Source organism: Hyphomonas oceanitis SCH89 (genome assembly GCF_000685295.1).
In the GTDB taxonomy this organism is placed as follows: Bacteria; Pseudomonadota; Alphaproteobacteria; order Caulobacterales; family Hyphomonadaceae; genus Hyphomonas; species Hyphomonas oceanitis.
On sequence record NZ_ARYL01000003.1, the window covers coordinates 12881 to 34924 of the forward strand.

Consider the following 22044-nt stretch of genomic DNA (forward strand, 5'->3'; position numbering starts at 1 on the left):
TATGGAAACAGCCGCTCCAATCCAGGGCGGCTGTTTTCGTTTCAGCCGTGCTTGCCCGTCAGCTTGGCGAGCCATTTGAACGAATCCTTCGGCGTGCGCTTGAGCGTTTCAAAGTCGACATGGGTGACACCGAACCGGGTGGTGTACCCCTTTGCCCATTCGAAATTGTCGAGCATCGACCAGACGAAGTAGCCCCGCACATCCGCGCCTGCTGCGCGCGCTTCCAGCAGAGCGGCCAGATAGCGGTCGATGAAGTCGATACGCACATCGTCCTTCACACGGCCCTGCGCGTCTGGCTCGGCCAGATCGGCAACGCCATTCTCGGTGACGAAGATCGGCAGGCCGTATCGCTCCGCCGTCTCGATCAGGATATCGCGGAAGCCCTCAGGGGAGGCATTCCAGCCCATCAGGGTGATCTCGCTATCCTCGGGTGGATTGGCCCAGCGATAGCCTGCGGGCCCGTCATCGGCCGTCGCGTAGAGCGGGGAATAGTGGTTGAGGCCAAACCAGTCGAGCTTCTGGTTGATCAGTTTTTCATCGCCCGGGCGGATGCGATCCCCAAGCGCGGCCGAGACGATCGGGTCGTATTTGCCAAGGATCATGGGATCGGCGAAGGCACGGTTCCACCAGGCATCGAGCCTCGCCGCTGCGAGATGGTCAGGGTCTGTGTCGTGTCTCGGCAGGCAGGGCTGCATGTTGGGGACGACGCCGAGCTGAGCACTGGCTGGCAGGGCGTCCCGCAGCGCCTGTATGGCCGATCCATGGGCGAGATTCACGCCATGCACCATGTCGCGATAGAGATCGTAGTCACGGATGCCCGGCGCGTGGATGCCCATCTTGTAGCCGAACATTGCGAAGACATTGGGTTCGTTGAAGGTGGCCCAGTGCGTGATGCGGTCGCCAAGGCGGTCCGCCATCAGGGTCGCGTAATCCGCAAACAGGGGAGCGATCTCGCGACTGGTCCAACCCTTGCCCGCTTCGTGCAGGGCGAGGGGCAGGTCCCAGTGATAGAGGCAGGCCCATGGCGCGATTCCGCTTTCGAGCAGGCTGTCTGTCAGCCGGTCATAGAAATCCAGCCCGGCCTCGTTGGGCTGGCCCTTGCCCTCGGGCAGGACGCGGCTCCACGAGAAGGAGAAGCGATAGGCGTCGAGCCCGAGCTGCCGCATGAGGCCGACATCGTCGCGGTAGCGATGGTAGTGGTCGCATGCCACGTCGCCCGTGTCGCCATTGTCGATGCGGCCGGGCTCTCGGCAGAAGGCATCCCAAATGCTCGGCGCGCGGCCGTCCTCATCATGGGCGCCTTCTATCTGGTAAGAAGCGGTCGATGCACCCCAGATGAAATCCTTCGGAAAGTCACCTGGCTTGACCATGTCAGACGATCCGGCTCTTGGAGTTGCCCCAATACTTGTCGCGGATGAGGCGCTTGTAGAGCTTGCCTGTCGGGTGGCGTGGGAGTTCGGGATCGAAGTCGATCGATTTCGGGCATTTGATCTTCGAGAGGTTTGCCTGACAGAACGCCATCAGTTCGGCGGCGAGTTCCTCTGAGGGCGCCTGGCCCGGAGCAGGCTGCACAACCGCCTTCACCGCTTCGCCGAACTCCTCGTCCGGAACGCCGATCACGGCGCAGTCAGCGACCTTGGGATGGGTGATGAGGATGTTCTCGCATTCCTGCGGATAGATGTTCACGCCGCCCGAAATGATCATGAAGGCCTTGCGGTCTGTCAGGTAGAGGAAGCCGTCTTCATCCACTTTGCCAACATCCCCAAGGGACGACCAGTCAGCATGGCTGGCGTGGAGGGCGCCTTTCGATTTTTCGGGATCGTTATGATAGGTCGGCGGAACAGTGCCGCCGAAATAGACCTGGCCCTCTTCGCCGACCGGCACTTCATTGCCCTGCTCGTCGCAGATGTGGACTTCGCCATGGACCGGCTTGCCGACTGTGCCCTTGTGGGTCAGCCAGTCAGCGCTGCGCGCCCATGTCATGCCGTTGCCTTCGGAGCCGGCATAGTACTCGTCAATGATGGGGCCCCACCAGGCGATCATCTGTTCCTTGACCGGGATCGGGCAAGGCGCCGCCGCATGGATGGCAAACTGAAGGCTCGAGACATCATACTTCTCGCGCACCTCAGGGGGCAGTTTCAGCATTTTCACGAACATTGTCGGGACAAGCTGGGAATGTGTGACTTTGTACTTCTCGACCAGCTGCAAGTATTTTTCCGCGTCGAACTTTTCCATGATGATGAGTGAGGCGCCGAGCTTGGTCATCGACATGCTCCAGCGCAGCGGCGCCGCGTGGTAGAGCGGCGCGGGCGACAGGTAGATGGACTGATCGGTCACACCGGCGAGGCCCCGGCAAATCTGCACGAGCACATTGTCGGCGTCGATGGGCAGGTTGCGCTCCAGCGGCGGACGGATGCCTTTCGGCCGTCCGGTCGTGCCGGAGGAATAGAGCATGTCGGTGCCAGCCATCTCGTCCGGAATGGCCGTGATAGGGAACTTTGCCTGATGGGTTTCCAGCGACGTGAAGCCCGGAATATCGCCATCAATTGACCAGTAGTGGCCGAGGTCAGTGACCGATTTTACATCCTGCGCTACGGCAGATTTGTGCGCGTCCGCGATCAGCAGTTTCGCCCCTGAATCCTCGATAATGTATTGCACTTCGGGTGTCGTGAGGCGCGACGAGATGCAGACGAAATAAAGGCCGGAGCGCTGCGCGGCCCAACAGACTTCGAAATAGCGGGCCGAGTTTTCGGCAAACAGGGCAATCGTGTCGCCAGGCTGGCAGCCGGCCTTGCGCAGAGCGTGGGCGATCTGGTTGGAGCGCTCGTCCAGCTGGCGGAAGGTGACCACCTCACCGCTGCCCGCCATCGTGTAAGCGGGGTGATCAGGCCGGGATTTGGCGTGATGAAAGGGGTGCATTTGCGTCTCTCTCCATTGATGCGGTGGCCGCTCTGCGGGGCCTGCCTCAGGTTTTGGTCGAACTTAACCAACCCGCGGCTGTCGTCCACTGGCGACGCAAGGGAAAGCGCTAAAAGCTGCGGGTCCAGTAATCCATCCGGTGAACGATCTTTGGCCCGTCCGGAGTTTCGGGCCACTCAAAATGGCTCACCGCGCCTGTAAGGCGGCTGTAGCCGCGTGCCGTCCAGAAGGGATCGAGCGCGCTGTAGCCTTCGGGGCGCAGCGGGTGGTCTGCCGGCCGGTCCACGGCACAGAAACAGGCCCGCTTGTAGCCATGGGCAAGGGCATGGGCCTCGCGCACATCAAAGAAGGCATGACCGATGCCATGGCCACGATGGGTAGGGCGCAGGACAGACTCGCCAAAATAGAAGGTCGTCGACAGATCGATCCCTGCATCGACGAGGGGCTCGGCGAATTCGACATGGTGCCCTGTCAGGGCCGACCCTGTCGCACATCCGACGATCTCTCCAACCTCATTCTCAGCCGTGACGATCAGCGCATCAGGCGCTTGCGAGAATGTGTGCAGGTAGTCGAGTTCATAGCCCTCGCTGCCGGCATAGAGATAGGGGTAGGCATGGAAGACTTCGATGCGCAGGCGGGCAAGCGCAGGCAGCGCCTGTTCCATTTCCCCGCCTGTCAAAGAGCGGACTTTCATGAGACCTGCCGGATCCATTCCTGGAGATTGTAATAGGTCGTGACGCGTGTGATCTCGTCTTCACTGATCTCGAAGAAGGCGCCGGCGGGCAGGCGGTATTCCTGGCCGTGGGCCTTGGGCAGGCCGTCATCGGTTTTCTTGTAGGTGCCGTTGACAATGAACTCAGCCGCCGCGCGTGTGCCGTCTGCGGACGTCATGATGGCGATGCCTGTCAGGTTTTCATCATAGCACTCATCCATATGCGCGATGAAGGCGGCGAACTTTTCCTTGCCGCCGCGGCGGACACCCTCGTTGACGTCATGGCTGATCGTGTCGCTGACACAGGCGAGCATGCCGTCCCAGTCCTTGGCATTGAACGCGGCGTAATAGCGGGCAACGAGGTCGGCGGGGCTCATGGTGTTTTGCTTCCTGTGCGTGGCAGGCCGGGTGTTCCGGCAAGCTCCGGGTGTTGTGAAACGTAAGCGGCCTTGAGTTCGACAGAGCGGTTATGATGGCCGTCCGGGCTCCAGCCCGGCGCATTGAAGGCTCGGCGCACCCAGCGGTCAGGTCTCAGGCCGTCACGCGCGCAATCGCGAAGCAGAGCGCCGAGCTCATGAAAGGCGATGATGAAGGGATTGTAGCTCTGCAGCGGTTTGACGATGCCATAGACAGGCTTTTCGTCATCGAGTTCGGGCACATAGGTACCGAACATCTTGTCCCAAGTGATGAACACGCCGGCATAGTTGGCATCGAGGTAGCGCGGGTTGGTGGCGTGGTGCACGCGGTGATGGGACGGCGTGTTGAAGACCGCCTCGAACCAGCCGGGCATACGGTCGACCGCCTCGGTATGGATCCAGAACTGGTAGATCAGGTTCAATCCGCCCACGAAGAAGATGACAAAAGGGTGGAAGCCGATCAGAACCATCGGCACGCCGACCAGGATCAGGCCCGTAAACGGTCCGAACCAGGGCTGGCGGAGGGCTGTTGTCAGATTGTAATGCGTGCTCGAATGGTGCGTGACATGCTCCATCCAGAACCAGCGCATGCGATGGGCCAATCGATGCTTCCAGTAATAGGTGAAGTCATAGATCACGAATGCCAGCACAGCACTCCACCATGTGAACGGGATGCTTTCAAAGCCCCAGCCGGAGATCGTCGAAATGGAGAAGCGGTAAGGCCAAGCGAGCATCATTAGCCAGATCGTGACCATGCCTGTCAGCGTGTTGACCACGACATTGCCGATGCCCATGGCCATTGAGGCGAGCGCGTCCTTGGTTTCATAATTGCCCTTGGCGCGTCCGCTGCGCACGGCCCACCATTCCCATATCACCGATATGAGGAAGATCGGCGCGGCGAGGGTCGTCGGCTGTATTGTTGCAAGCCACTCCGGCATTTATGTCGGGTCCGCAATCGCGGCGCCGTCCCGCTTGTAGACATGGCCGTCCTTCATGATGAAATCGACCTGCTCAAGGATCGAGATATCCTTGATCGGGTCGCCGCTGACCGCCACCAGATCTGCCGCGCAGCCGACATCGAGGCAGCCGAGCATGCCGGCCTTGTCGAGCGCTTCGGCGGCGGTTGCTGTGGCTGCGGTGATGGCCTGCATCGGCGTCATGCCGAACTGAACCATGCGCGAGAATTGTTTCGGGTTGTCGCCATGCGGATAGACGCCCGAGTCAGACCCGAACACCATTTTCACGCCGGCCTTGTTGGCTTCTGTGAAGCTGGCGCGCTGGATTTTCGAGATCGCGCGTTCCTTGTCCATGGATTCTGCCAGCACGCCATTCTTCTCGCCTTCGGCCAGCGTGTATTCGGTGTTGTAAATGTCCATCGAGAGATAGGCGCCCTTTTCCTTGGCGAGCGCGATTGTCTCGTCGTCCAGAATGCTGGCGTGTTCGATTGTGTCGACTCCGGCGATAAGGGCGTTGCGTATGCCGACCGTGCCATGGGCGTGGCTGGCGACTTTCAGGCCGCGTGCGTGCGCTTCTTCGACAGCGGCCGTGAGCTCTTCCAGGGTGCCCTGCGCGGCGCCGAGGGACGTGCCCTTGGAGAACACGCCGCCGGTGGAACAGGTCTTGATAAGGTCAACGCCATACTTGATGTTCTCACGCACCTGCGCGCGCATTTCCCAAGGACTGTTGGCCACGCGCTCACCCTTCAGGGCGTATTCCGACGGCAGCAGGTTGTTATCCGAGCAGTGACCACCCGTGATGCCGACCGGCGGGCCGGAGACGTACATGCGCGGGCCGGGCACTTCACCCTCATTGATGGCGTCGCGCAGAGCGACATCGCCATAGCTGCCGGCGCCGACATTGCGGACCGTGGTGAAGCCGGACAGCAGCGTACGGCGGGCATTCTTTACACCCTTGATGGCCTGGCGCTCGTCCGACAGGGCGAGCGAGGCATAGCCGCCGTCTGTGGGGTCGCTGGTCAAATGGGCATGCATGTCGATAAAGCCGGGCAGCACCGTCTCGGATGACAGGTCGATCACTGTGGCCCCACGCGGCACCTTGATGGCTTTCTGGGTGCCAGAGGCCGTCACTTTGCCCTCTTCAATGACCAGCGCGACGTCTTTCAGCACTTTGCCGCTGACCGGATCGACGAGGCTGCCTGCCTTTACATAGACAGGCTGGGCCTGAGCGATGGCGCCGGTTGCGAGCATGGCGGCTGACAGGAGCAGCGAGCGGGAAAACATCATGGGAAGGCCTTGTTCATCTGCGATTTGCGCGACTATCAGGGCCAAATCGCCGGACGGTCAACCCGGGTGCAGCTTTCCCCTGCGACGCGCTTGACGTTGGGCGTCTGGCAGGCAGTGTGTCGCCAGCAATTGCCCAAAGGGAGATACAAGATGGCGCAGCCGAAAAAGTTCGAGCAGATTATCCTGGATATTGAGGATGGCGTTGCCATTCTGACGCTCAACCGCCCCGAAAAGATGAACGCCTTCACGGGCAAGATGATGTACGAGATGATCGAAGCCTTCGATATCACGGACGCCGATGACAGCGTACGCGCCGTGATCGTGACCGGCTCGGGCGATCGCGCATTCTGCGCCGGCGCTGACCTCTCCGAAGGCGCCAAAACGTTCGACTATGATGCCCGTGCCGATTCCGGGGAGGCAGGACGCACGCAGGACGTGGATATCCAGCGCGATGGCGGTGGCCGCGTGACCCTGCGCATCTTTGACAGCCTCAAGCCCGTGATCGGCGCCATCAACGGCGCGGCCGTCGGTATCGGTGTGACGATGCAGCTGCCCATGGATATCCGCATTGCATCTGACAATGCGCGCTTCGGCTTTGTATTCAACCGCCGCGGCATCAACCCGGAAGCGGCGTCGAGCTACTTCCTGCCGCGCCTCGTCGGCATCCAGCAGGCGCTGGCCTGGTGCTATTCCGGCCGCGTGTTCCCGGCTTCTGAAGCGCTTTCCGGTGGCCTCGTGCTGTCCGTCCATCCGCAGGCCGAGCTGCTTGACGTCGCAAAGGCCATGGCACGCGAGATTGCGGACAATACGGCCGCCGTCTCCACGTCGCTGACGCGCCAGATGATGTGGCGCATGCTGGGTGCCAGCCACCCGATGGAAGCGCATATCGTGGATTCCGCTGCGATCTACTCGCGCGGCAAGACGCCGGACGCGAAAGAGGGCGTGATGAGCTTCCTCGAGAAGCGCAAGCCGGAATACCCGGTCAAAGTGTCCGACGGCATGCCGAACTTCTTCCCCTGGTGGGAAGAGCCTGAGTTCGAGTGGATCGGCGGCAAGGACTAAACGCCATGACGCCGGAATTCCAGTTCGTTGAAACCAATGGCGTAAAAATCCGTGTGGCCGTGGCGGGAGAGGGGCCTCTGGTCGTTCTCGTGCACGGCTTCCCGGAGAGCTGGTATTCCTGGCGTCACCAGATCGAAGGGTTGTCGAAGGCAGGTTACCGTGTCGCGGCGCTGGACGTGCGCGGGTATGGCGGCTCTGACCGGCCGCATGCAGTCGAAGCCTATGACATGGAAAGCCTCACCGGCGATGTGGCCGGTGTGGCGAAGGCCCTGTCGCCCGGCGAGAAGGCTGTGGTCGTCGGCCATGACTGGGGCTCGCCAATTGCGTGGAATACGGCCCGCCTGCATGCGGACACGTTCCGCGCTGTGGCCGGCCTCTCCGTGCCCTATATTCCGCCGGGCGAGATCGTGTTCATTGATGCGGTGAGGGCATTCTTCACTGCGCGGGGGTTGTTCTTTTACCAGGTCTATTTTCAGGATCAGGGCCCGCCGGAGGCTGAGCTGGAAAACGATCCGGCCGAGACGATCCGCAAGTTCTACTATGCTATTTCGGGTGATGCCCCCGAGGGTACCTGGCCCACCGACAAGAAGCATGGTGACACGCTGCTCCACCGCTTGCCGGAGCCGCCGATGCCGCTGCCCTGGCTGTCGGAAGAAGATGTTGCCTATTATGACTCGCAGTTCCGTGAGTCCGGCTTTCGTGGCCCGCTCAACCGGTATCGCAACTGGCACCGCGACCACGCCTACCTGACTGGGCATGCGGCGCCGATGACCATTGCTCAGCCTTCGCTCTATATCGGGGGCACCAAGGATCTCGTGCTGAAGATGTCGCCGGGCGACATGCTGGCCGCAATGAAGGCGAGCCTAGGTGACCTGCGCGGTGCGACCTTGCTGGAAGGCTGCGGCCACTGGACCCAGCAGGAGCGGCCTGAAGAGGTCAACAAGCTCCTCCTTGATTGGCTCGGCGGGCTTTGAGCCCCGTAGATTTTCGACCGAAAAACCTGAAAGGCTCCCGCATGACGATCTGGCGGCAAACGAATATTGATCTCGACAAGATCACCGCGGCCCAGGAGGGCACGATGGGTGGCATCCTGGGGATCACACTCGTAAGTATTGGTGACGATACGCTGACGGCGCGCATGCCGGTGGATCACCGCACGCTTCAGCCGCATGGACGCCTGCATGGCGGCGCCTCGGTGGCGCTGGCAGAAACGGTCGGATCAATTGCCGCCAATCTCGTGCTGGACTCAAATGAGAGTGTTGGCGTCGGCCTCGAAATCAATGCCAATCATGTGCGCCCGGTGAAAGAAGGTTTCGTCTTCGGCACGGCGAAGGCAGAAGCGCTGGGCCGAACCACACAGATCTGGACCATCCGCATCACGGATGAAGAGGATCGGCTTGTGTGCCTGTCGCGTTTCACGGTGGCCGTGATCCCGGCCAAAAGGGCCTTACCAGTCTAATCGGAAACGGATTATTTGCTGCTGGCGGCCATGATGCCCATCAGCTGGCGTTCGGCTGACAGGAGCCGCGTAGGGCCATCAGGCGCAGGCAGGGCATCGCCATTTGCCGCGAGCGTCATGATGGCGGGGTGTATATAGGACTTCTTCGCAATGGCGGGCGTGTTGCCGAGGCGTGCAGCGGCGGCTTCACTCAGCGCCTTGAGCGTAGGCTTCTCCTCGCGCATCAGCACTTCGGTCGCTGCCGTGCTGCCGCACCAAGTGCGGAAATCCTTCGCGCTGAACGCACGGCCTGTCAGATTGTGGATGAATTCATTGACGTCTTGCGATGTGATGCAATGCCCTTCCACTTCGAACAGAGCTTGCCCCGGCAATTGTTGCAGGTGCTTGACTGCGTCGATGAGCAACTTGTCCTCGATCAGGATATCGCGCGCCTTACCGCCCTTGCCGACATAGTGCAGCTTCAGCAATTCGTCGTGGATGTCGACATGGGCGTTGGACAGTGAGACGGCGCCGATGGCGCTTGTGCGGCCTTCCTTGCCGATGCGTAGCGCGCCCTTGTCGAGCAGGCGAACGATACAGGCGCAGGCGAAGTTTGCCGGATCGTCCAGTTCAAGGAGGCGTGACTGAACCTGACGGCGAAGGGCGGGCAGGCCTCGGCCAAATTCCAGCATGTCGGCAAACTTGGCCTCATCGCGCACGCGGCGCCATTCAGGGTGGTAGATGTACTGGGTGCGGCCAGCCTCATCCTCGCCGGTGGCAAGGATGTGCGCGCGGCCCGCAGGGCTGAGCCAGACATTCTTCCAGGCAGGCGGAACGGCGAGCGTCTCCAGCCGTGAGCGTTCCTCGCCGGAAATCGTGTCGCCGCTCTCGTCGACATAGCGCCAGCCTTTGCCGCGTCGCTGGCGCCGCCAGCCGGGCTTGTCCGTGTCTGCCCAGACAAGCTTCGCATGGCGGGCGCCAACCGTTTCGCGTGCAAGGGGTACAGTCGAGCTGAAAGGCATGTTCGCAGAACTCCCGCCCTGCGAACCCGGTTCCTGCCCCTTGTCAAAAATTAGCGCCGGCTCGGATTTAGAAGTTCACCCGGTTGGAAACGGCGCCATCGACGATGAGATTTGCGCCTGTCGTGTAGGAGGAGAGTGGGCTTGCCAGGAACACGGCAGCGTTCGCGATCTCCTGCGGTGTGGCGCACCGGCCCATCGGGTTGCGCGAATTGGCCTGCTTGAAGAATTCCGGCTGGTTGGTTTCGACCATGTGCCAGATGCCGCCCTCGAAATAGACCATGCCGGGCGACACCGTATTCACGCGCAGGCCGATGCCGGCATGCTGACGGGCGAGGCCCTTTGCCATGTGGATCAGTGAGGCCTTGACCGGACCGTAGGCCCCCGGGTTGTCGGCCACGGCGGCCGAGATCGAGGTGATGATGACGAAGGCCGCGTCGCCATTGGTATTTGCGGCCTTGGTGAGGAAGGGTGATGCGGCGTCGAACGCATTGACGGCACCGAGCACGTCCAACTCGAAATTCTTCTTCCAGGCATCGGGATCATTGCCCTGCGCCATGGCGCCTGCATTCGAGATGAGGATGTCGATGCCGCCGAGTTCGTCACCAGCCGCCTTGATCCATGCCTTCAGCGCGGCGCCATCGGTTATGTCGACCGAGCCGCCTGTGGCCTTGATGCCGAGCGCTTCAAGCTCGCTCACCGCTTCAGTCACCTGATCGGCATTTCGGGCGCAGATGGCGACATTGGCGCCTTCGGCTGCCAGCGTATCGGCGATGGAGCGGCCAATCCCGCGTGTGCCACCGAGAATGACGGCGTTCTTGCCCTTGAGTTTGAGGTCCATGCGTTCTCTCCTTGTCTGACCGCCATGATAGGCTGGTTCTTTGGTGTGCACTGTGGCGCGTCTGCGCGGATATTCCAACTGCCCTTGCGTCGCGCCTTGCCATTGGTTCGGCTGGCTGCTTGATGGGAGGCATGCAGACACTCCTTCCCCTCGCCACCGAAATCGGCGCCCGCCTCAAGGCGCGCGGCGAAACGGTCGGCATTTCCGAATCCTCCTCAGGTGGGCTGATCTCTGCCGCGCTTCTCTCGGTGCCCGGTGCCTCGGCCTATTATCGCGGCGGCGGCGTCATTTACACGCCGCAGGCCTTTCGCGGACTGATGGGGCTGGACCGATCCGTCATGACCGATGGCATGCGTTCGTCTACCGAACCTTACGCCCGCCTTATGGCCCGTACGATACGAGGCCGTCTTCAGTCCGATTGGGGCCTCTGTGAAACAGGCGCATCAGGTCCGGGCGGGAATGGCTATGGCGATGCGTCAGGTCACACGTGTGTCGCTCTGGTTGGCGAACATGGAATCGAAGTCTCCCGCACACTGGAGACGGGGCTCGACGATCGTGTTGAAAACATGCGCCTCTTCGCCATGGATGCGCTGGAGCTGTTGCACGCTGCGCTCGCCTGACCGAGACGACGCCGCGTCATCCACGTAGTTTCCCGGATAGGCCGCAGCGGCCGGAAAGTCCGTAATGATGCTCTGTCCTCAGTAGAGGGAGAGCGACATGGATGGCAGTTTTCAGATCGAGACATCAAGGTCTCATAGCACGACAAATGGCGCTGCCGACGCAGCGTTTCGGGCCGAGGTCGATGCTTTTCTAGATACGGCGCTGACGGATGAACTGCGCGCAGCTGGCCGGGCCACAACAGGCCTCAAATCATCGCCCGAAGCCTGTGCGGCATGGCGCGATATCTTGCTCGAACGCGGATGGGTCGCGCCGTCTTGGCCAGTCGCTTATGGTGGTGCGGGCTGGAGCACGGAGCAAAGGCTCTATTTTGAAAACGCCAGCGCCGAACGCGATGGTCCAATCCTGCAGTCCTCCGGTGTCCGGACCATTGGCCCCCTGATTATCGCCGAGGGTACACAGGCGCAAAAGGATCGCTACCTGGCTGCCATACTCAGCGGTGCGCATGAATGGTGCCAGGGATTTTCCGAGCCGCAGGCGGGCTCTGACCTTTCTGCCCTGTCGCTCCGGGCCGAGCGCGACGGCGACGACTTCATCCTGACGGGATCAAAGCTCTGGACCAGCTTTGCCAATTACGCGACGCACATGTTCCTGCTGGCCCGCTGTGATGCCGGTTCGCATGGAGGCCATGGCCTTGTCTTCCTGCTGGTCGAGATGGACCGACCCGGTATCGAGGTGCGCCCGATCCGTTTCATTGATGGCGCGTGCGAGACCAATGAGGTTTTCTTCAATGGCGTGCGCACGCCGGCGGCGGATCGTATTGGTGATGTGGGAGAGGGCTGGAAGGCCGCCAAGCGCCTGATGGAGATTGCACGGTCCAACAACACAACAACCGGTCTGCTGCGCCGCGCCATGCGGGCGGCGAAGCAGGGCGCTGCCGAGGCAGGCTGTATGGATGGTGAGATGCAGATGCGTCTTGCGGACATGGTAAGGCGCATTGATGCGTTTGAAGCGCTTGAGGCGCATGTCTCGGCAGGCGGAATCGATATTGGTCCGGCGCCAGCCACTTCGGCGCTCAAGCTGCTTGCGACCGAACTGCATCAGGCCATCACGGAAGTCGCAATAGACGTGGCGCCGCATTCGGCCTTCGCTCAGGAAAAGTATTTCGCGACGCGTGCGGCGACGATCTATTCAGGCACGAGTGAAGTCCATCGTAATATCCTCGCCCGCGCTATCGGCTGTCCCTAGCCACGGCGCAGGTCGATTACAGGCCCTGAGCCTTGACCTTATCCCGTCCGGCCTTCTTTGCCTCGTAGAGATACTTGTCGGCCTGCTCAATCAGTCCACGCATGGTCATGCCTGCCTCTAGGCGCGCAACGCCGAACGAGGCTGTCACGCTTGCGATACGGGTCGGGTCGCCTTCGACAGGAACTTCGGACGCCTTGAGTTCGCTCTTGATCGCCACGAGAAGATTGTAGGCGGAGACAACATCTGTCTGGGGAAGGATGATGCCGAATTCCTCGCCGCCGATCCGCGCGACCATGTCATGGCCCTTGATATTACCCTTGATGCATTGGGCGAACATTTTCAGGACGGAATCGCCTGTCTGGTGACCGAAATTGTCGTTGACCTGCTTGAACAAGTCGATGTCGGCCATAGCGAGGCAGAGCTTGCCGCCCGAAGCGAAAGCGTGGCTGATTTCTTCTTCGAGGCGGTCATCGAAAGCGCGCCGGTTGGCGATCGCAGTCAGGGGATCGCGCATGCACTGATTACGGACTTCCTCGAGTTCCTGATGCAGGGTTGCGAGCTGTTTCTGGGAATCGCTGAGGCCCTGGCTCAACTCCTTGGTCGTATCAATCATGCGCCGATTGTCGCTGACGAGACGTGACACCAGTGATGCGAGCCCGCCGCCGGAGGATGCATCCGGAAGGCGCGTTTCGACATCATTGAGCGACGCTTGATAGGTAACATTGGTCGATACGCTCTGCTGGATAATTTCGAGAACGCTTTCGATTTCCTTTTCGATTGCGCCGCCAATGCTTTGCGTTGCGGCCTGGCCCGTGTCCGGCAGCAGCAATTCCTGGTAGATGGAATCGATATCATAAGGGCTGAGCGTGGTCTTGTTGGCCAGCAATTGATCCACGCGCTCGACAACCTGGGCATCTTCGCCAGCAGCATAGGCATACCAGAGGGCATAGGCCTGTGGATCCGGTGGTGTGCGGTGTTGTTCAATCAGTGCAAAGGCTTTGCCCGCATTCTGATAGACTGCGGTCGCCTCCTTTGAAGCGCCGGAAGACGGCTGAACGTCATCCTCGCTCGCTCGCGCGCTATGTATCACTTTGCGTCCCCACGACTGTGCCATTAACCATAGTCTGTCTAGTGGCGCATATTTTATGCGAGGTTAATACCCGTCAGACGCGATTTCACGGAAATATACGCTAATTGTCATATTTTAAGGCAAGGATTGCGCAAAATACTACCCTAAGTAGTGGCCAGCAGGGTGCCGTCTTCCTTGTAAAATGGCTCCTGAGGCCATGTGTCGAGGAGTTCCAGAACTGTTTCGCTCGGTCGGCAGAGCCTGATTCCGCGAGGTGAGCAAACGATCGGTCGATTGACCAGGACAGGATGCTGCAACATGGCGTCCAATATGGCCTCATCAGGGACATCAGGCGCAAGCAGTCCGAGATCTGACGCGGGGGACTTTGTCTCCCGTAACGCCTGACGAGGTGTCAGGTCAGCTGCGGCCAGCAAGGCGAGCAATTGGGGCCGTGTCCAGCCCTCACTCAGATAGTCAACAATGACCGGCGTATATCCAGCGGCCTTGATGATGGCGAGCACATTGCGAGACGTTCCGCAGGCTGGATTATGATGGATGACGATCATCTATGACGACGCATTTGGAAGAAAACGCCTACGTGTGGCGTTGGCAAAAGCGACAAGTGAAAGCATTACAGGCACCTCTACTAGCACACCCACGACAGTTGCCAGTGCAGCGCCTGAGTTTAACCCGAACAGGCTGATGGCCACGGCTACGGCGAGTTCGAAAAAGTTTGATGTTCCAATCATGGCGCCTGGCGCGGCAATGTTGTGAGGCACCTTCCAAAGCCATGCTGCGCCATACGCGAGCGCAAAGATTCCATAAGATTGGATAAGGATGGGTACCGCGATCAGTGCAATGATCAATGGGCGTTCAAGAATGACCTGTCCTTGAAATCCGAAGAGAAGAACGACTGTTGCAAGCAGTCCAGCAATCGAAGCAGGCTTCATTCGTTCCGTAAAAGCCGAAACGGCCTTATGCCCCCCCTTCGAGATGAGCAGATGGCGCGTCAACACGCCTGCAAGCAGTGGCAGCAAGACATAGAGGCCAACAGAAAGCAGCAGTGTCTCCCACGGCACCACAATATCGGTAACGCCCAGCAGGAAGGCCACGATGGGGGCGAATGCAAATACCATTATCGCATCATTAATGCTGACTTGCGCGAGCGTGTAGTTTGGGTCGCCTTTGGTTAGCTGTGACCACACGAAGACCATGGCAGTGCAGGGGGCGGCGCCCAGAAGGATCAACCCGGCCAGGTAGCCTTCGGCATCGGCTGCTGGAATCAGATCGGCAAACAAGTGCTTAAAGAAGAGAACGCCTAATGCGGCCATTGTGAACGGCTTGATGAGCCAGTTTACAACAAGCGTAATGATCAGGCCTTTCGGCTTTTCGCCAACGCGTTTCAGGCTGCCAAAATCGACACCGATCATCATTGGCCAAACCATGGCCCAGATCAGCACCGCAACCGGAAAATTGACATTGGCGTAAGACAGGTTCGCGAGTGCCGAAAATACTTGCGGGACAATGAGCCCGAGCCCAACGCCGACGGCGATTGCGATTGCCACCCAAGCGGACAAGTATCGTTCAAACGTGCCCACAATGGCCCCTCTTCGCTAGCCGCAGCAGGCGATCCTGTCAGTGATTTCTGAGATGGGCACGCAGATATCCGCGTGGCCTTGGCAGCAGTCTTCCACGAGATATACCATCAAGTCTGCCATAGCATGGAAAGCTGCACGATAGATGATGGATCGCCCGTCCCTTGTGCTGGTCACAAGTCCGGCGTGAGAGAGGATGTTAAGCTGAGACGATAGCGTGTTGGCTGCAACGTTCAGTGAACGCGCAATATCGCCAGCGCTAATGCCCTCATTGCCGGCGCGCACAAGCAATCGGAACACAGCCAGTCTGTTTGGCTGGGCAAGCGCAGAAAGGCGGGCAACGGCAACATTTGATTCCATATTTCAACGATAGTGGAAATAAACAGACCGAGCAATGGCTATGTTGGGCATATGAATTTTCGGTAGTGCTAGTCTTCCTCGCGCTCGATGCCGGCGCGATCAAGGTTTCCGAAGCGAGTGATATTGGCGTCAAAGGCGAGGTCGACCTTGCCAATCGGGCCGTGGCGTTGCTTGCCGATGATAACTTCGGCAATGCCGTAGATTTGGTCCATTCGGGCCCGCCATTGGGTCCATTTCTCGTTCGAGGAGGGATCATTCGGGTCCGCGCCGGGCTCAGACCGGGCGAGATAGTATTCTTCGCGATAGACGAACATCACGACGTCGGCATCCTGCTCGATCGAACCGGATTCGCGAAGGTCAGACAGTTGCGGGCGTTTGTCGTCGCGTTGTTCGACGGCACGCGACAGCTGTGACAGCGCCAGGATGGGCACGTTGAGGTCCTTGGCGAGCGCTTTCAACGCGGTCGTGATCTGGGTCACTTCCTGCACGCGGTTGGCGTTGGAATTGCCATTGGTGACGGTGATCAGCTGCAGGTAATCGATCACGATCAGGTCGAGGCCGGCCGACCGTTGGAGCCGCCGCGCGCGGGCCGCGAGCTGGCTGATCGAGATACCGCCGGTATCATCGATATAGAGCGGCAGGTTCTGCAGCTCTTCGGTGGCCTCGCGAAGGCGTTCGAAGTCCGATTTGTCGAGGTCGCCCTGCCGGATGCGGTGGGTCGTGATGCCGGTCCGCTCGGCCAGAATACGTGTGGCGAGCTGCTCGTTGGACATCTCCAGCGAGAAGAAGCCGACGACCGCGCCTTCGACCGTCTTCCTTGAACCGTCATCCTGCACTTCGGCGCGGTATGCGGCCGCCGCATTGTAGGCAATGTTCGTCGCCAGCGATGTCTTCCCCATGGACGGACGTCCGGCGAGGATGAGCAAGTCGGACCGGTGGAAGCCGCCCAGCTTGTCATCAAGGTCACGCAGCATGGTCGGGATGCCGGCGATCTTGCCTTCGCGCTTGAAGGCCGCTTCAGCCGACTTGAGTGATTCGACGAGGGCTTCGGCAAAGCTGGTAAAGCCGCGCCCGGTCGAGCCACGCTCCGCGAGATCGAACAGTTGGCGCTCGGCCAGCTCGATCTGGCGGGCGCCGTCTTCATCAGGACCCGGCGTCAGCGCGCGGCCTTTAAGTTCGCTGCCGATATCGACCAGTGCGCGGCGCATCGCCAGGTCGCGGATCATGTAGGCGTAGTCCGAGACTTCCGGTCCGAAAGCCGCACTGTCCAGCAACTGTTCCAGATAGCGCGCGCCGCCGATCTCGGTCAGCTTCTCGGCCTTCTCAAAATGCTCGCGCAGGGTCACGCCATCCGCGACCCGGCCTTGCTGGATCATGGTGGCGGCGACGTCGTAAAGCTCCTGGTGGGCAGGGGCATAGAAGTCCGACGGGCGCAGGATATCAGCGACTCGCTGATAGGCATTATTGTCGAACAGGATCGCGCCCAGGACAGCGGCCTCGGCCGACAGGTTGTTCGGCGCGGTCAGCATGTTTTCGGAGGGGTGATCGTCGAGAGGCATAAGTTAATCATAGCCTAAAAGACGCGGGAAAGCGCGTGCCTCCGACAGCCCAAACAGCGGCGTTCCCGGTTTGGCCTATTCGACTCACAAAAAAGCCGCAGCTGTGGATAGCTGCGGCTTTTCCGATTTTGTTTCGCTGTCGCGAGAGGACTAGTCCTCGTCGTCCGAACCGCCGATCATGTCGGAAAGCTCGGCTGCAGCTTCTTTCAGCTCGCTGGCCTGTTCGCTGGCAAATGCAGCGTTGGCTTCCTGCAGGGAGGCAACGATGTCTTCGCCTTTTTCCTGGCGCTCGGCTTCTTCCGTCGAACGGGCCACGTTGGCCTGAACGGTGACGGTGACTTCCGCGTGAAGGCGGATCGACACCTCATAGAGGCCAATTGCCTTGATCGGCTTGTCGAGGCGCACGCCGCTAAGCGGAACCTTGAAGCCGGCTTCAGCAGCTGCTTCAGCGATGTCACGGGCGGTGACCGAACCGAAGAGCTGGCCGGTGTCGCCAGCCTGGCGGATCATCGTGAAGACTTTGCCTTCAAGTTTCTCTGCTTCGGTCTGGGCAGCCGCACGGGCCGTTGCGTTCCGCTGCTCGATCACATCACGCTCAGCTTCGAACCGCGCGCGGTTCTTGTCATTTGCGAGAAGGGCCTTGCCCTGCGGGATGAGGAAGTTGCGTGCGAAGCCGTTCTTCACGGAGACTTCGTCTCCGATCTTTCCAAGGCGCTCGACGCGTTCAAGAAGGATCACTTGCATGGTTGTGTCTCCTACTTCACTTCAAACGGAAGCAGGGCCAGCATGCGGGCGCGTTTGATCGCCTGTGCAAGCTTGCGCTGGTTCTTGAGGTTGACGGCCGTGATGCGGCTAGGAACGATTTTCCCTTTTTCAGAGATGTAACGCTGCAGCAGTTTCACGTCTTTGTAGTCGATTTCCTGGGCGTGTTCGCCGGTAAACGGGTCCACCTTGCGGCGACGGCCGAATGGGCGACGGGCAGGAATGTTCGTGATGTTCAGTTTCTGAGCCATTTGATGTCCTTTCCTGTCCTAGTCGCGACGACGTTCTTTGCGCGACAGGACAGCCGAAGGCTCGTCACTGTGCGACTCGACGCGGATCGTCATGTAACGCATCACATCGTCGGAAATGCGCAGGCGGCGTTCCAGTTCGTGGATCGCTTCGGCTGGGCCGTCGATGTTCAGGAGCGAATAGTGCGCCTTGCGTTGTTTCTTGATCGGATAGGCAAGGTTGCGCAGGCCCCAATATTCGGTGCGGCCGACAGTTGCGCCTTTTTCCTTGAGGAAGCCGGACAGTTCTTCGACAAAAGTGTCGACCTGTGCCGGCGAAATGTCAGGTCGTGTGATCACGACATGCTCATATAGTGCCATGTTTTTATTCCCAAAAATGAGGAATGCGGCGCTCGGCAGCGGGAAACTGCCCAGCGATGGCCCCTCTTCGTCCGGCTCATTCCGGGCTATTGAGGACCGCATCCCTGCGTGTGAACGCGCGTCTTAAGCCCAAAATGGCGCAGATTTCAAGCGCTTGCTTACATTCGCGAGCGCCATTAGGCACGACGGAAAATCCGGAGGACCAGACAATGACAGGATTGGCATTCATATTCCCGGGCCAGGGCAGCCAGGAAATCGGCATGGGCAAAGCGCTCGCAGATGCTTTCCCGGCGGCAAAGGCAGTCTTCGCAGAAGTTGATGAAGCGCTTGGCCAGAACCTGTCTGACCTGATGTGGAACGGCGATATCGCCGACTTGACCCTCACAGCGAACACACAGCCCGCCCTTATGGCCCACAGCGTGGCCGCGATGCGGGCACTTGAGGCCGAATTTGGCCTCTCTGCGGCCGCTGCAATGTTCGTGGCGGGCCATTCGCTGGGCGAATATTCGGCGCTGGCCTCAGCTGGCGCGATCAGCCTCGCTGACACAGCGCGTCTCCTGCGTATTCGCGGCAATGCCATGCAGGGCGCTGTCGCACCGGGTGAGGGCGCGATGGCGGCCCTTCTGGGGGCTGACGTCGCCCAGGCTGAAGCCGCCTGCGTGGCAGGCCGTGAGGCTGGCGGCGTGTGCGAACTCGCCAATGACAATGCGCCGGGGCAGCTGGTTCTGTCTGGCTCCACGGCCGCCGTTGAAGCCGCGTGCGCCCATGCCAAAGAGAATGGTGTGAAGAAGGCGATGCTCCTCAACGTGTCCGCACCGTTCCATTGCTCGCTGATGCAGCCTGCCGCCGATGCCATGGCTGAGGCGCTGGCTGGCATCGAGATCAAGGCGCCTGTCGTGCCGGTCGTCGCCAATATTTCGGCCTCGCCGACGTCTGACCCGGACACGATCCGCAAGAACCTGATCGATCAGGTCACCGGCCGCGTGCGCTGGACCGAGAGCGTCCAGTTCATGGTCGGCAAGGGCGTGACCACAACCGGCGAAGCTGGCGCAGGCAAAGTACTGACCGTCATGCAGCGCCGCATCGAAAAATCACTGAATGGTTTCACGCTCGGCACGCCCGAGGATCTTGAAGCCTTCGCAGCAGCCATCAAGGGAGAAGCCCATGTTTGATCTCACCGGCCGTACGGCCCTGGTTACCGGCGCATCGGGCGGCATTGGCCGCGCCATCGCCACAGCGCTGTCAGAGGCAGGCGCCAAGGTCGCCCTCTCCGGCACACGTGAGAACGTGCTGGAGGAGGTCGCAGGCACGCTGAAGGGCGAGAGCGCCATCGTCACCTGCAACCTGTCTGACGCCGAGGCTGTCGACGGACTCGTGGGCCGTGCCGAAGCCGCCGTGGGGCCGCTGGACATCCTCATCGCGAATGCAGGCATTACGCGTGACAAATTGCTCATCCAGATGAAGGATGAGGACTGGAATGACGTGCTTCAGGTGAACCTTGGCAGCTATTTCCGCCTCACGAAGACAGCCGTTCGCGGCATGATGAAGCGCCGCTATGGCCGCATCATCGGAATCACTTCGGTAGTCGGCGTCACCGGAAACCCCGGCCAGACAAATTATTGTGCCTCGAAAGCCGGCATGATCGGCTTCACCAAATCGATCGCGCAGGAAGTGGCCAGCCGCGGCATTACCGCCAATACAATTGCGCCCGGATTCATCGAATCACCGATGACGGATGGGCTTCCGGAAACGCAAAAAACCGCGCTGCTTGGGCAGATCCCTTCGGGCCGTCTGGGACAGGGGGCAGACATCGCTGCAGCCGCAGTGTATCTTGCCTCCAGCGAGGCCGCTTACGTTACGGGGCAAACGCTACATGTAAATGGCGGTATGGTAATGATCTGATTTCGCTACAGTAACCGTTGCGACTAGGGCTTGGCGCTTTCGCCAAGGGTGTGCTAGGCGCAACACAATGGTTCAGAAATGAGCCGGCTATCGGGCATATCTAGAGAGGTATTCATGTCTGACGTTCTTGAGCGTGTTAAAAAAATCGTAGTCGATAATCTCGACGTGGACGCCGACAAAGTTGTTGAGAGCGCAAGCTTCATCGACGACCTCGGCGCTGACTCGCTGGACCTGGTTGAACTGGTCATGGCCTTTGAAGAAGAATTCAACATCGAGATCCCAGACGATGTGCAGGAATCCATCCGCTCCGTTGGCGATGCGGTGACTCACATCAAAGCCCACATCTAAATAGGGCTGATACTGCATGTCTGACCGCCGCGTTGTTATAACGGGTATCGGGATTGTCTCTCCGCTCGCCTTCGGGCGCGAGGCAACCTGGGAACGCCTGATTGCTGGAAAATCCGGAGCGAGGCGCATCGACGTCTTCGATCCCGAAGATATGCCTTGCAAGATTGCGTTTCAGGTACCGTGGACCAACGGACGTGGCGGTGGGGCAGGCGACCCCCATGCGTTTGATCCGGACAAGTTTGTCTCCCCCAAGGAGCTGCGCCGGATCGACGAGTTCATTCTCTACGCCATCGCGGCGGCTGAAGAAGCTGTCGAGGACGCAGATTGGCGTCCCGAGGACGAAGAGAGCAAGGAACGCACGGGTGTCATGATTGGCTCCGGCATCGGCGGCCTTGAATCCATCTACAATACGGCTGTCACCCTGCACGAGCATGGCCCGCGCAAGGTCAGCCCGTTCTTCATACCGTCTGCGCTGATCAACCTTGCCTCCGGCCAGGTCTCGATCAAGCACGGCTTCAAGGGACCGAACCACGCGGTCGTCACGGCTTGTGCCACTGGCGCGCATGCCATCGGCGACTCTGCGCGTCTCATCAAGTTCGGCGATGCCGACGTGATGCTGGCCGGTGGGTCTGAAGCCGTTATCGGACGCATCGCCATTGCCGGCTTCTGCGCCGCAAAAGCGATGTCCACAGCCTTCAACGATACGCCTGAAAAGGCCTCGCGTCCTTACGACAAGGATCGCGACGGCTTTGTCATGGGTGATGGCGCAGCTGTTCTTGTTCTCGAAGAGTACGAGCATGCCAAGGCGCGCGGCGCGAAGATCTATGCCGAAGTGTCCGGCTATGGCCTGACCGGCGATGCCTATCACATTACCGCACCGGCTGAAGGCGCCGAAGGCGGCTATCGCGCCATGAAAATGGCGCTCAAGAATTCCGGTATTGATCCTACTGAAGTCGATTACATCAACGCACACGGCACCTCGACACCGAAGGGTGATGAGGGCGAAGCCGGCGCGGTCGAGCGGGCCTATGGCGATCACGCCAAGAACCTCTCCATGTCGTCGACCAAGTCGGCCATCGGCCACCTTCTGGGCGCGGCTGGTGCGATCGAGACTGCGTTCTGCGCGCTCGCCATTCGCGACCAGATCATGCCGCCGACGCTGAACCTCGACAATCCGAGCTTCGAGACACCGATCGACCTCATTCCCCACAAGGCCAAAAAGGGCCGCGTGCGGGCTGCCATGTCGAACAGCTTCGGGTTTGGCGGCACCAATGCGTCGCTTGTCATACGGGAAGTGAAATAGGCCACTATCGCCGGGCAGGGGC

General features: G+C 60.2%; 25 protein-coding genes. 9 read left to right on the forward strand and 16 right to left on the reverse strand.

The genetic code is table 11. The features are described 5' to 3' along the window. Nucleotides 1-41: 41 nt before the first annotated feature. The 6 genes from HOC_RS02840 to HOC_RS02865 all read right to left on the reverse strand — a co-directional run bounded on the left by HOC_RS02840 (nucleotide 42) and on the right by HOC_RS02865 (nucleotide 6287). Entirely contained in the window at nucleotides 42-1370 is a 1329-nt protein-coding gene (locus HOC_RS02840) for a GH1 family beta-glucosidase (RefSeq protein WP_035535792.1), read from the reverse strand. Nucleotide 1371: 1 nt separating this feature from the next. Beyond that, nucleotides 1372-2919 (reverse strand): acyl-CoA synthetase, encoded by a 1548-nt coding sequence (locus HOC_RS02845; RefSeq protein WP_035535793.1) that lies wholly within the window; start codon nucleotides 2917-2919, stop codon nucleotides 1372-1374. A gap of 109 nt (nucleotides 2920-3028) precedes the next feature. Then, entirely contained in the window at nucleotides 3029-3583 is a 555-nt protein-coding gene (locus HOC_RS02850; protein ID WP_241766869.1) for a GNAT family N-acetyltransferase, read from the reverse strand. A 26-nt stretch (nucleotides 3584-3609) separates the two neighbouring features. Further along, nucleotides 3610-4008 (reverse strand): ketosteroid isomerase-related protein, encoded by a 399-nt coding sequence (locus tag HOC_RS02855; RefSeq protein ID WP_035535794.1) that lies wholly within the window; start codon nucleotides 4006-4008, stop codon nucleotides 3610-3612. After that, complete coding sequence (locus tag HOC_RS02860) at nucleotides 4005-4985, reverse strand: sterol desaturase family protein (RefSeq protein ID WP_035535795.1); 981 nt, start codon at nucleotides 4983-4985, stop codon at nucleotides 4005-4007. Before HOC_RS02860 ends, HOC_RS02855 begins: the two co-directional genes overlap by 4 nt. After that, entirely contained in the window at nucleotides 4986-6287 is a 1302-nt protein-coding gene (locus HOC_RS02865; protein WP_035535937.1) for a Xaa-Pro dipeptidase, read from the reverse strand. Between the two features lie 153 nt (nucleotides 6288-6440). On the opposite strand from HOC_RS02865, the gene HOC_RS02870 reads away from it, so the two are divergent. From HOC_RS02870 to HOC_RS02880, 3 genes are read left to right on the forward strand one after another with little or no spacing between them, the layout of a single operon-like run. After that, nucleotides 6441-7352, forward strand: coding sequence for a crotonase/enoyl-CoA hydratase family protein (locus tag HOC_RS02870; RefSeq protein ID WP_035535796.1), 912 nt, complete (start codon nucleotides 6441-6443; stop codon nucleotides 7350-7352). A gap of 5 nt (nucleotides 7353-7357) precedes the next feature. Further along, entirely contained in the window at nucleotides 7358-8326 is a 969-nt protein-coding gene (locus HOC_RS02875; RefSeq protein ID WP_035535797.1) for an alpha/beta fold hydrolase, read from the forward strand. A gap of 41 nt (nucleotides 8327-8367) precedes the next feature. Then, the gene (locus HOC_RS02880) at nucleotides 8368-8811 is read left to right on the forward strand and encodes a hotdog fold thioesterase (protein WP_035535798.1); all 444 of its coding nucleotides are present in this window, start codon (nucleotides 8368-8370) and stop codon (nucleotides 8809-8811) included. Between the two features lie 11 nt (nucleotides 8812-8822). On the opposite strand, the gene HOC_RS02885 is transcribed toward HOC_RS02880, so the two are convergent. After that, on the reverse strand, nucleotides 8823-9812 hold the full coding sequence (locus HOC_RS02885; RefSeq protein ID WP_051624467.1) for a DNA topoisomerase IB: 990 nt from the start codon (nucleotides 9810-9812) through the stop codon (nucleotides 8823-8825). A gap of 67 nt (nucleotides 9813-9879) precedes the next feature. Continuing rightward, on the reverse strand, nucleotides 9880-10650 hold the full coding sequence (locus tag HOC_RS02890) for an SDR family NAD(P)-dependent oxidoreductase (protein WP_035535799.1): 771 nt from the start codon (nucleotides 10648-10650) through the stop codon (nucleotides 9880-9882). 131 nt (nucleotides 10651-10781) lie between these two features. Here HOC_RS02890 and HOC_RS02895 point away from each other — a divergent pair, with 131 nt between their 5' ends. Together HOC_RS02895 and HOC_RS02900 are read left to right on the forward strand one after the other, a co-directional pair. Next, nucleotides 10782-11270, forward strand: coding sequence for a CinA family protein (locus HOC_RS02895; RefSeq protein WP_035535800.1), 489 nt, complete (start codon nucleotides 10782-10784; stop codon nucleotides 11268-11270). 97 nt (nucleotides 11271-11367) lie between these two features. Then, nucleotides 11368-12516, forward strand: coding sequence for an acyl-CoA dehydrogenase family protein (locus HOC_RS02900; RefSeq protein ID WP_084146109.1), 1149 nt, complete (start codon nucleotides 11368-11370; stop codon nucleotides 12514-12516). Nucleotides 12517-12532: 16 nt separating this feature from the next. Here the strand turns inward: HOC_RS02900 and HOC_RS02905 are convergent, their stop codons facing one another. The 8 genes from HOC_RS02905 to rpsF all read right to left on the reverse strand — a co-directional run bounded on the left by HOC_RS02905 (nucleotide 12533) and on the right by rpsF (nucleotide 18469). Beyond that, nucleotides 12533-13630 (reverse strand): GGDEF domain-containing protein, encoded by a 1098-nt coding sequence (locus HOC_RS02905; protein ID WP_035535801.1) that lies wholly within the window; start codon nucleotides 13628-13630, stop codon nucleotides 12533-12535. Nucleotides 13631-13749: 119 nt separating this feature from the next. Further along, entirely contained in the window at nucleotides 13750-14151 is a 402-nt protein-coding gene (arsC, locus tag HOC_RS02910; protein ID WP_035535802.1) for an arsenate reductase (glutaredoxin), read from the reverse strand. Further along, nucleotides 14152-15183: an ACR3 family arsenite efflux transporter gene (arsB, locus tag HOC_RS02915; RefSeq protein WP_035535803.1), complete on the reverse strand. Its 1032-nt coding sequence runs from the start codon at nucleotides 15181-15183 to the stop codon at nucleotides 14152-14154. A gap of 15 nt (nucleotides 15184-15198) precedes the next feature. Beyond that, entirely contained in the window at nucleotides 15199-15540 is a 342-nt protein-coding gene (locus HOC_RS02920; RefSeq protein WP_035535804.1) for an ArsR/SmtB family transcription factor, read from the reverse strand. 68 nt (nucleotides 15541-15608) lie between these two features. Next, nucleotides 15609-17099 carry a replicative DNA helicase gene (locus tag HOC_RS02925; RefSeq protein WP_035535805.1) on the reverse strand — a complete coding sequence of 497 codons (1491 nt, stop codon included), beginning with the start codon at nucleotides 17097-17099 and terminating at the stop codon, nucleotides 15609-15611. Between the two features lie 150 nt (nucleotides 17100-17249). Then, nucleotides 17250-17843, reverse strand: a complete 594-nt coding sequence (rplI, locus tag HOC_RS02930; protein ID WP_035535806.1) for a 50S ribosomal protein L9 — start codon at nucleotides 17841-17843, stop codon at nucleotides 17250-17252. 11 nt (nucleotides 17844-17854) lie between these two features. Beyond that, complete coding sequence (rpsR, locus tag HOC_RS02935) at nucleotides 17855-18112, reverse strand: 30S ribosomal protein S18 (protein ID WP_034737477.1); 258 nt, start codon at nucleotides 18110-18112, stop codon at nucleotides 17855-17857. 18 nt (nucleotides 18113-18130) lie between these two features. Next, complete coding sequence (rpsF, locus tag HOC_RS02940; RefSeq protein ID WP_034737475.1) at nucleotides 18131-18469, reverse strand: 30S ribosomal protein S6; 339 nt, start codon at nucleotides 18467-18469, stop codon at nucleotides 18131-18133. Nucleotides 18470-18678: 209 nt separating this feature from the next. Here rpsF and fabD point away from each other — a divergent pair, with 209 nt between their 5' ends. The 4 genes from fabD to fabF all read left to right on the forward strand — a co-directional run bounded on the left by fabD (nucleotide 18679) and on the right by fabF (nucleotide 22022). Continuing rightward, nucleotides 18679-19641 (forward strand): ACP S-malonyltransferase, encoded by a 963-nt coding sequence (fabD, locus tag HOC_RS02945; RefSeq protein ID WP_035535807.1) that lies wholly within the window; start codon nucleotides 18679-18681, stop codon nucleotides 19639-19641. Beyond that, nucleotides 19634-20371, forward strand: a complete 738-nt coding sequence (gene fabG, locus HOC_RS02950) for a 3-oxoacyl-[acyl-carrier-protein] reductase (RefSeq protein WP_035535808.1) — start codon at nucleotides 19634-19636, stop codon at nucleotides 20369-20371. Before fabD ends, fabG begins: the two co-directional genes overlap by 8 nt. 114 nt (nucleotides 20372-20485) lie before the next feature. Continuing rightward, nucleotides 20486-20719 (forward strand): acyl carrier protein, encoded by a 234-nt coding sequence (locus HOC_RS02955; RefSeq protein ID WP_034737469.1) that lies wholly within the window; start codon nucleotides 20486-20488, stop codon nucleotides 20717-20719. Between the two features lie 16 nt (nucleotides 20720-20735). Further along, the gene (fabF, locus tag HOC_RS02960) at nucleotides 20736-22022 is read left to right on the forward strand and encodes a beta-ketoacyl-ACP synthase II (RefSeq protein ID WP_035535809.1); all 1287 of its coding nucleotides are present in this window, start codon (nucleotides 20736-20738) and stop codon (nucleotides 22020-22022) included. Nucleotides 22023-22044 lie beyond the last annotated feature (22 nt).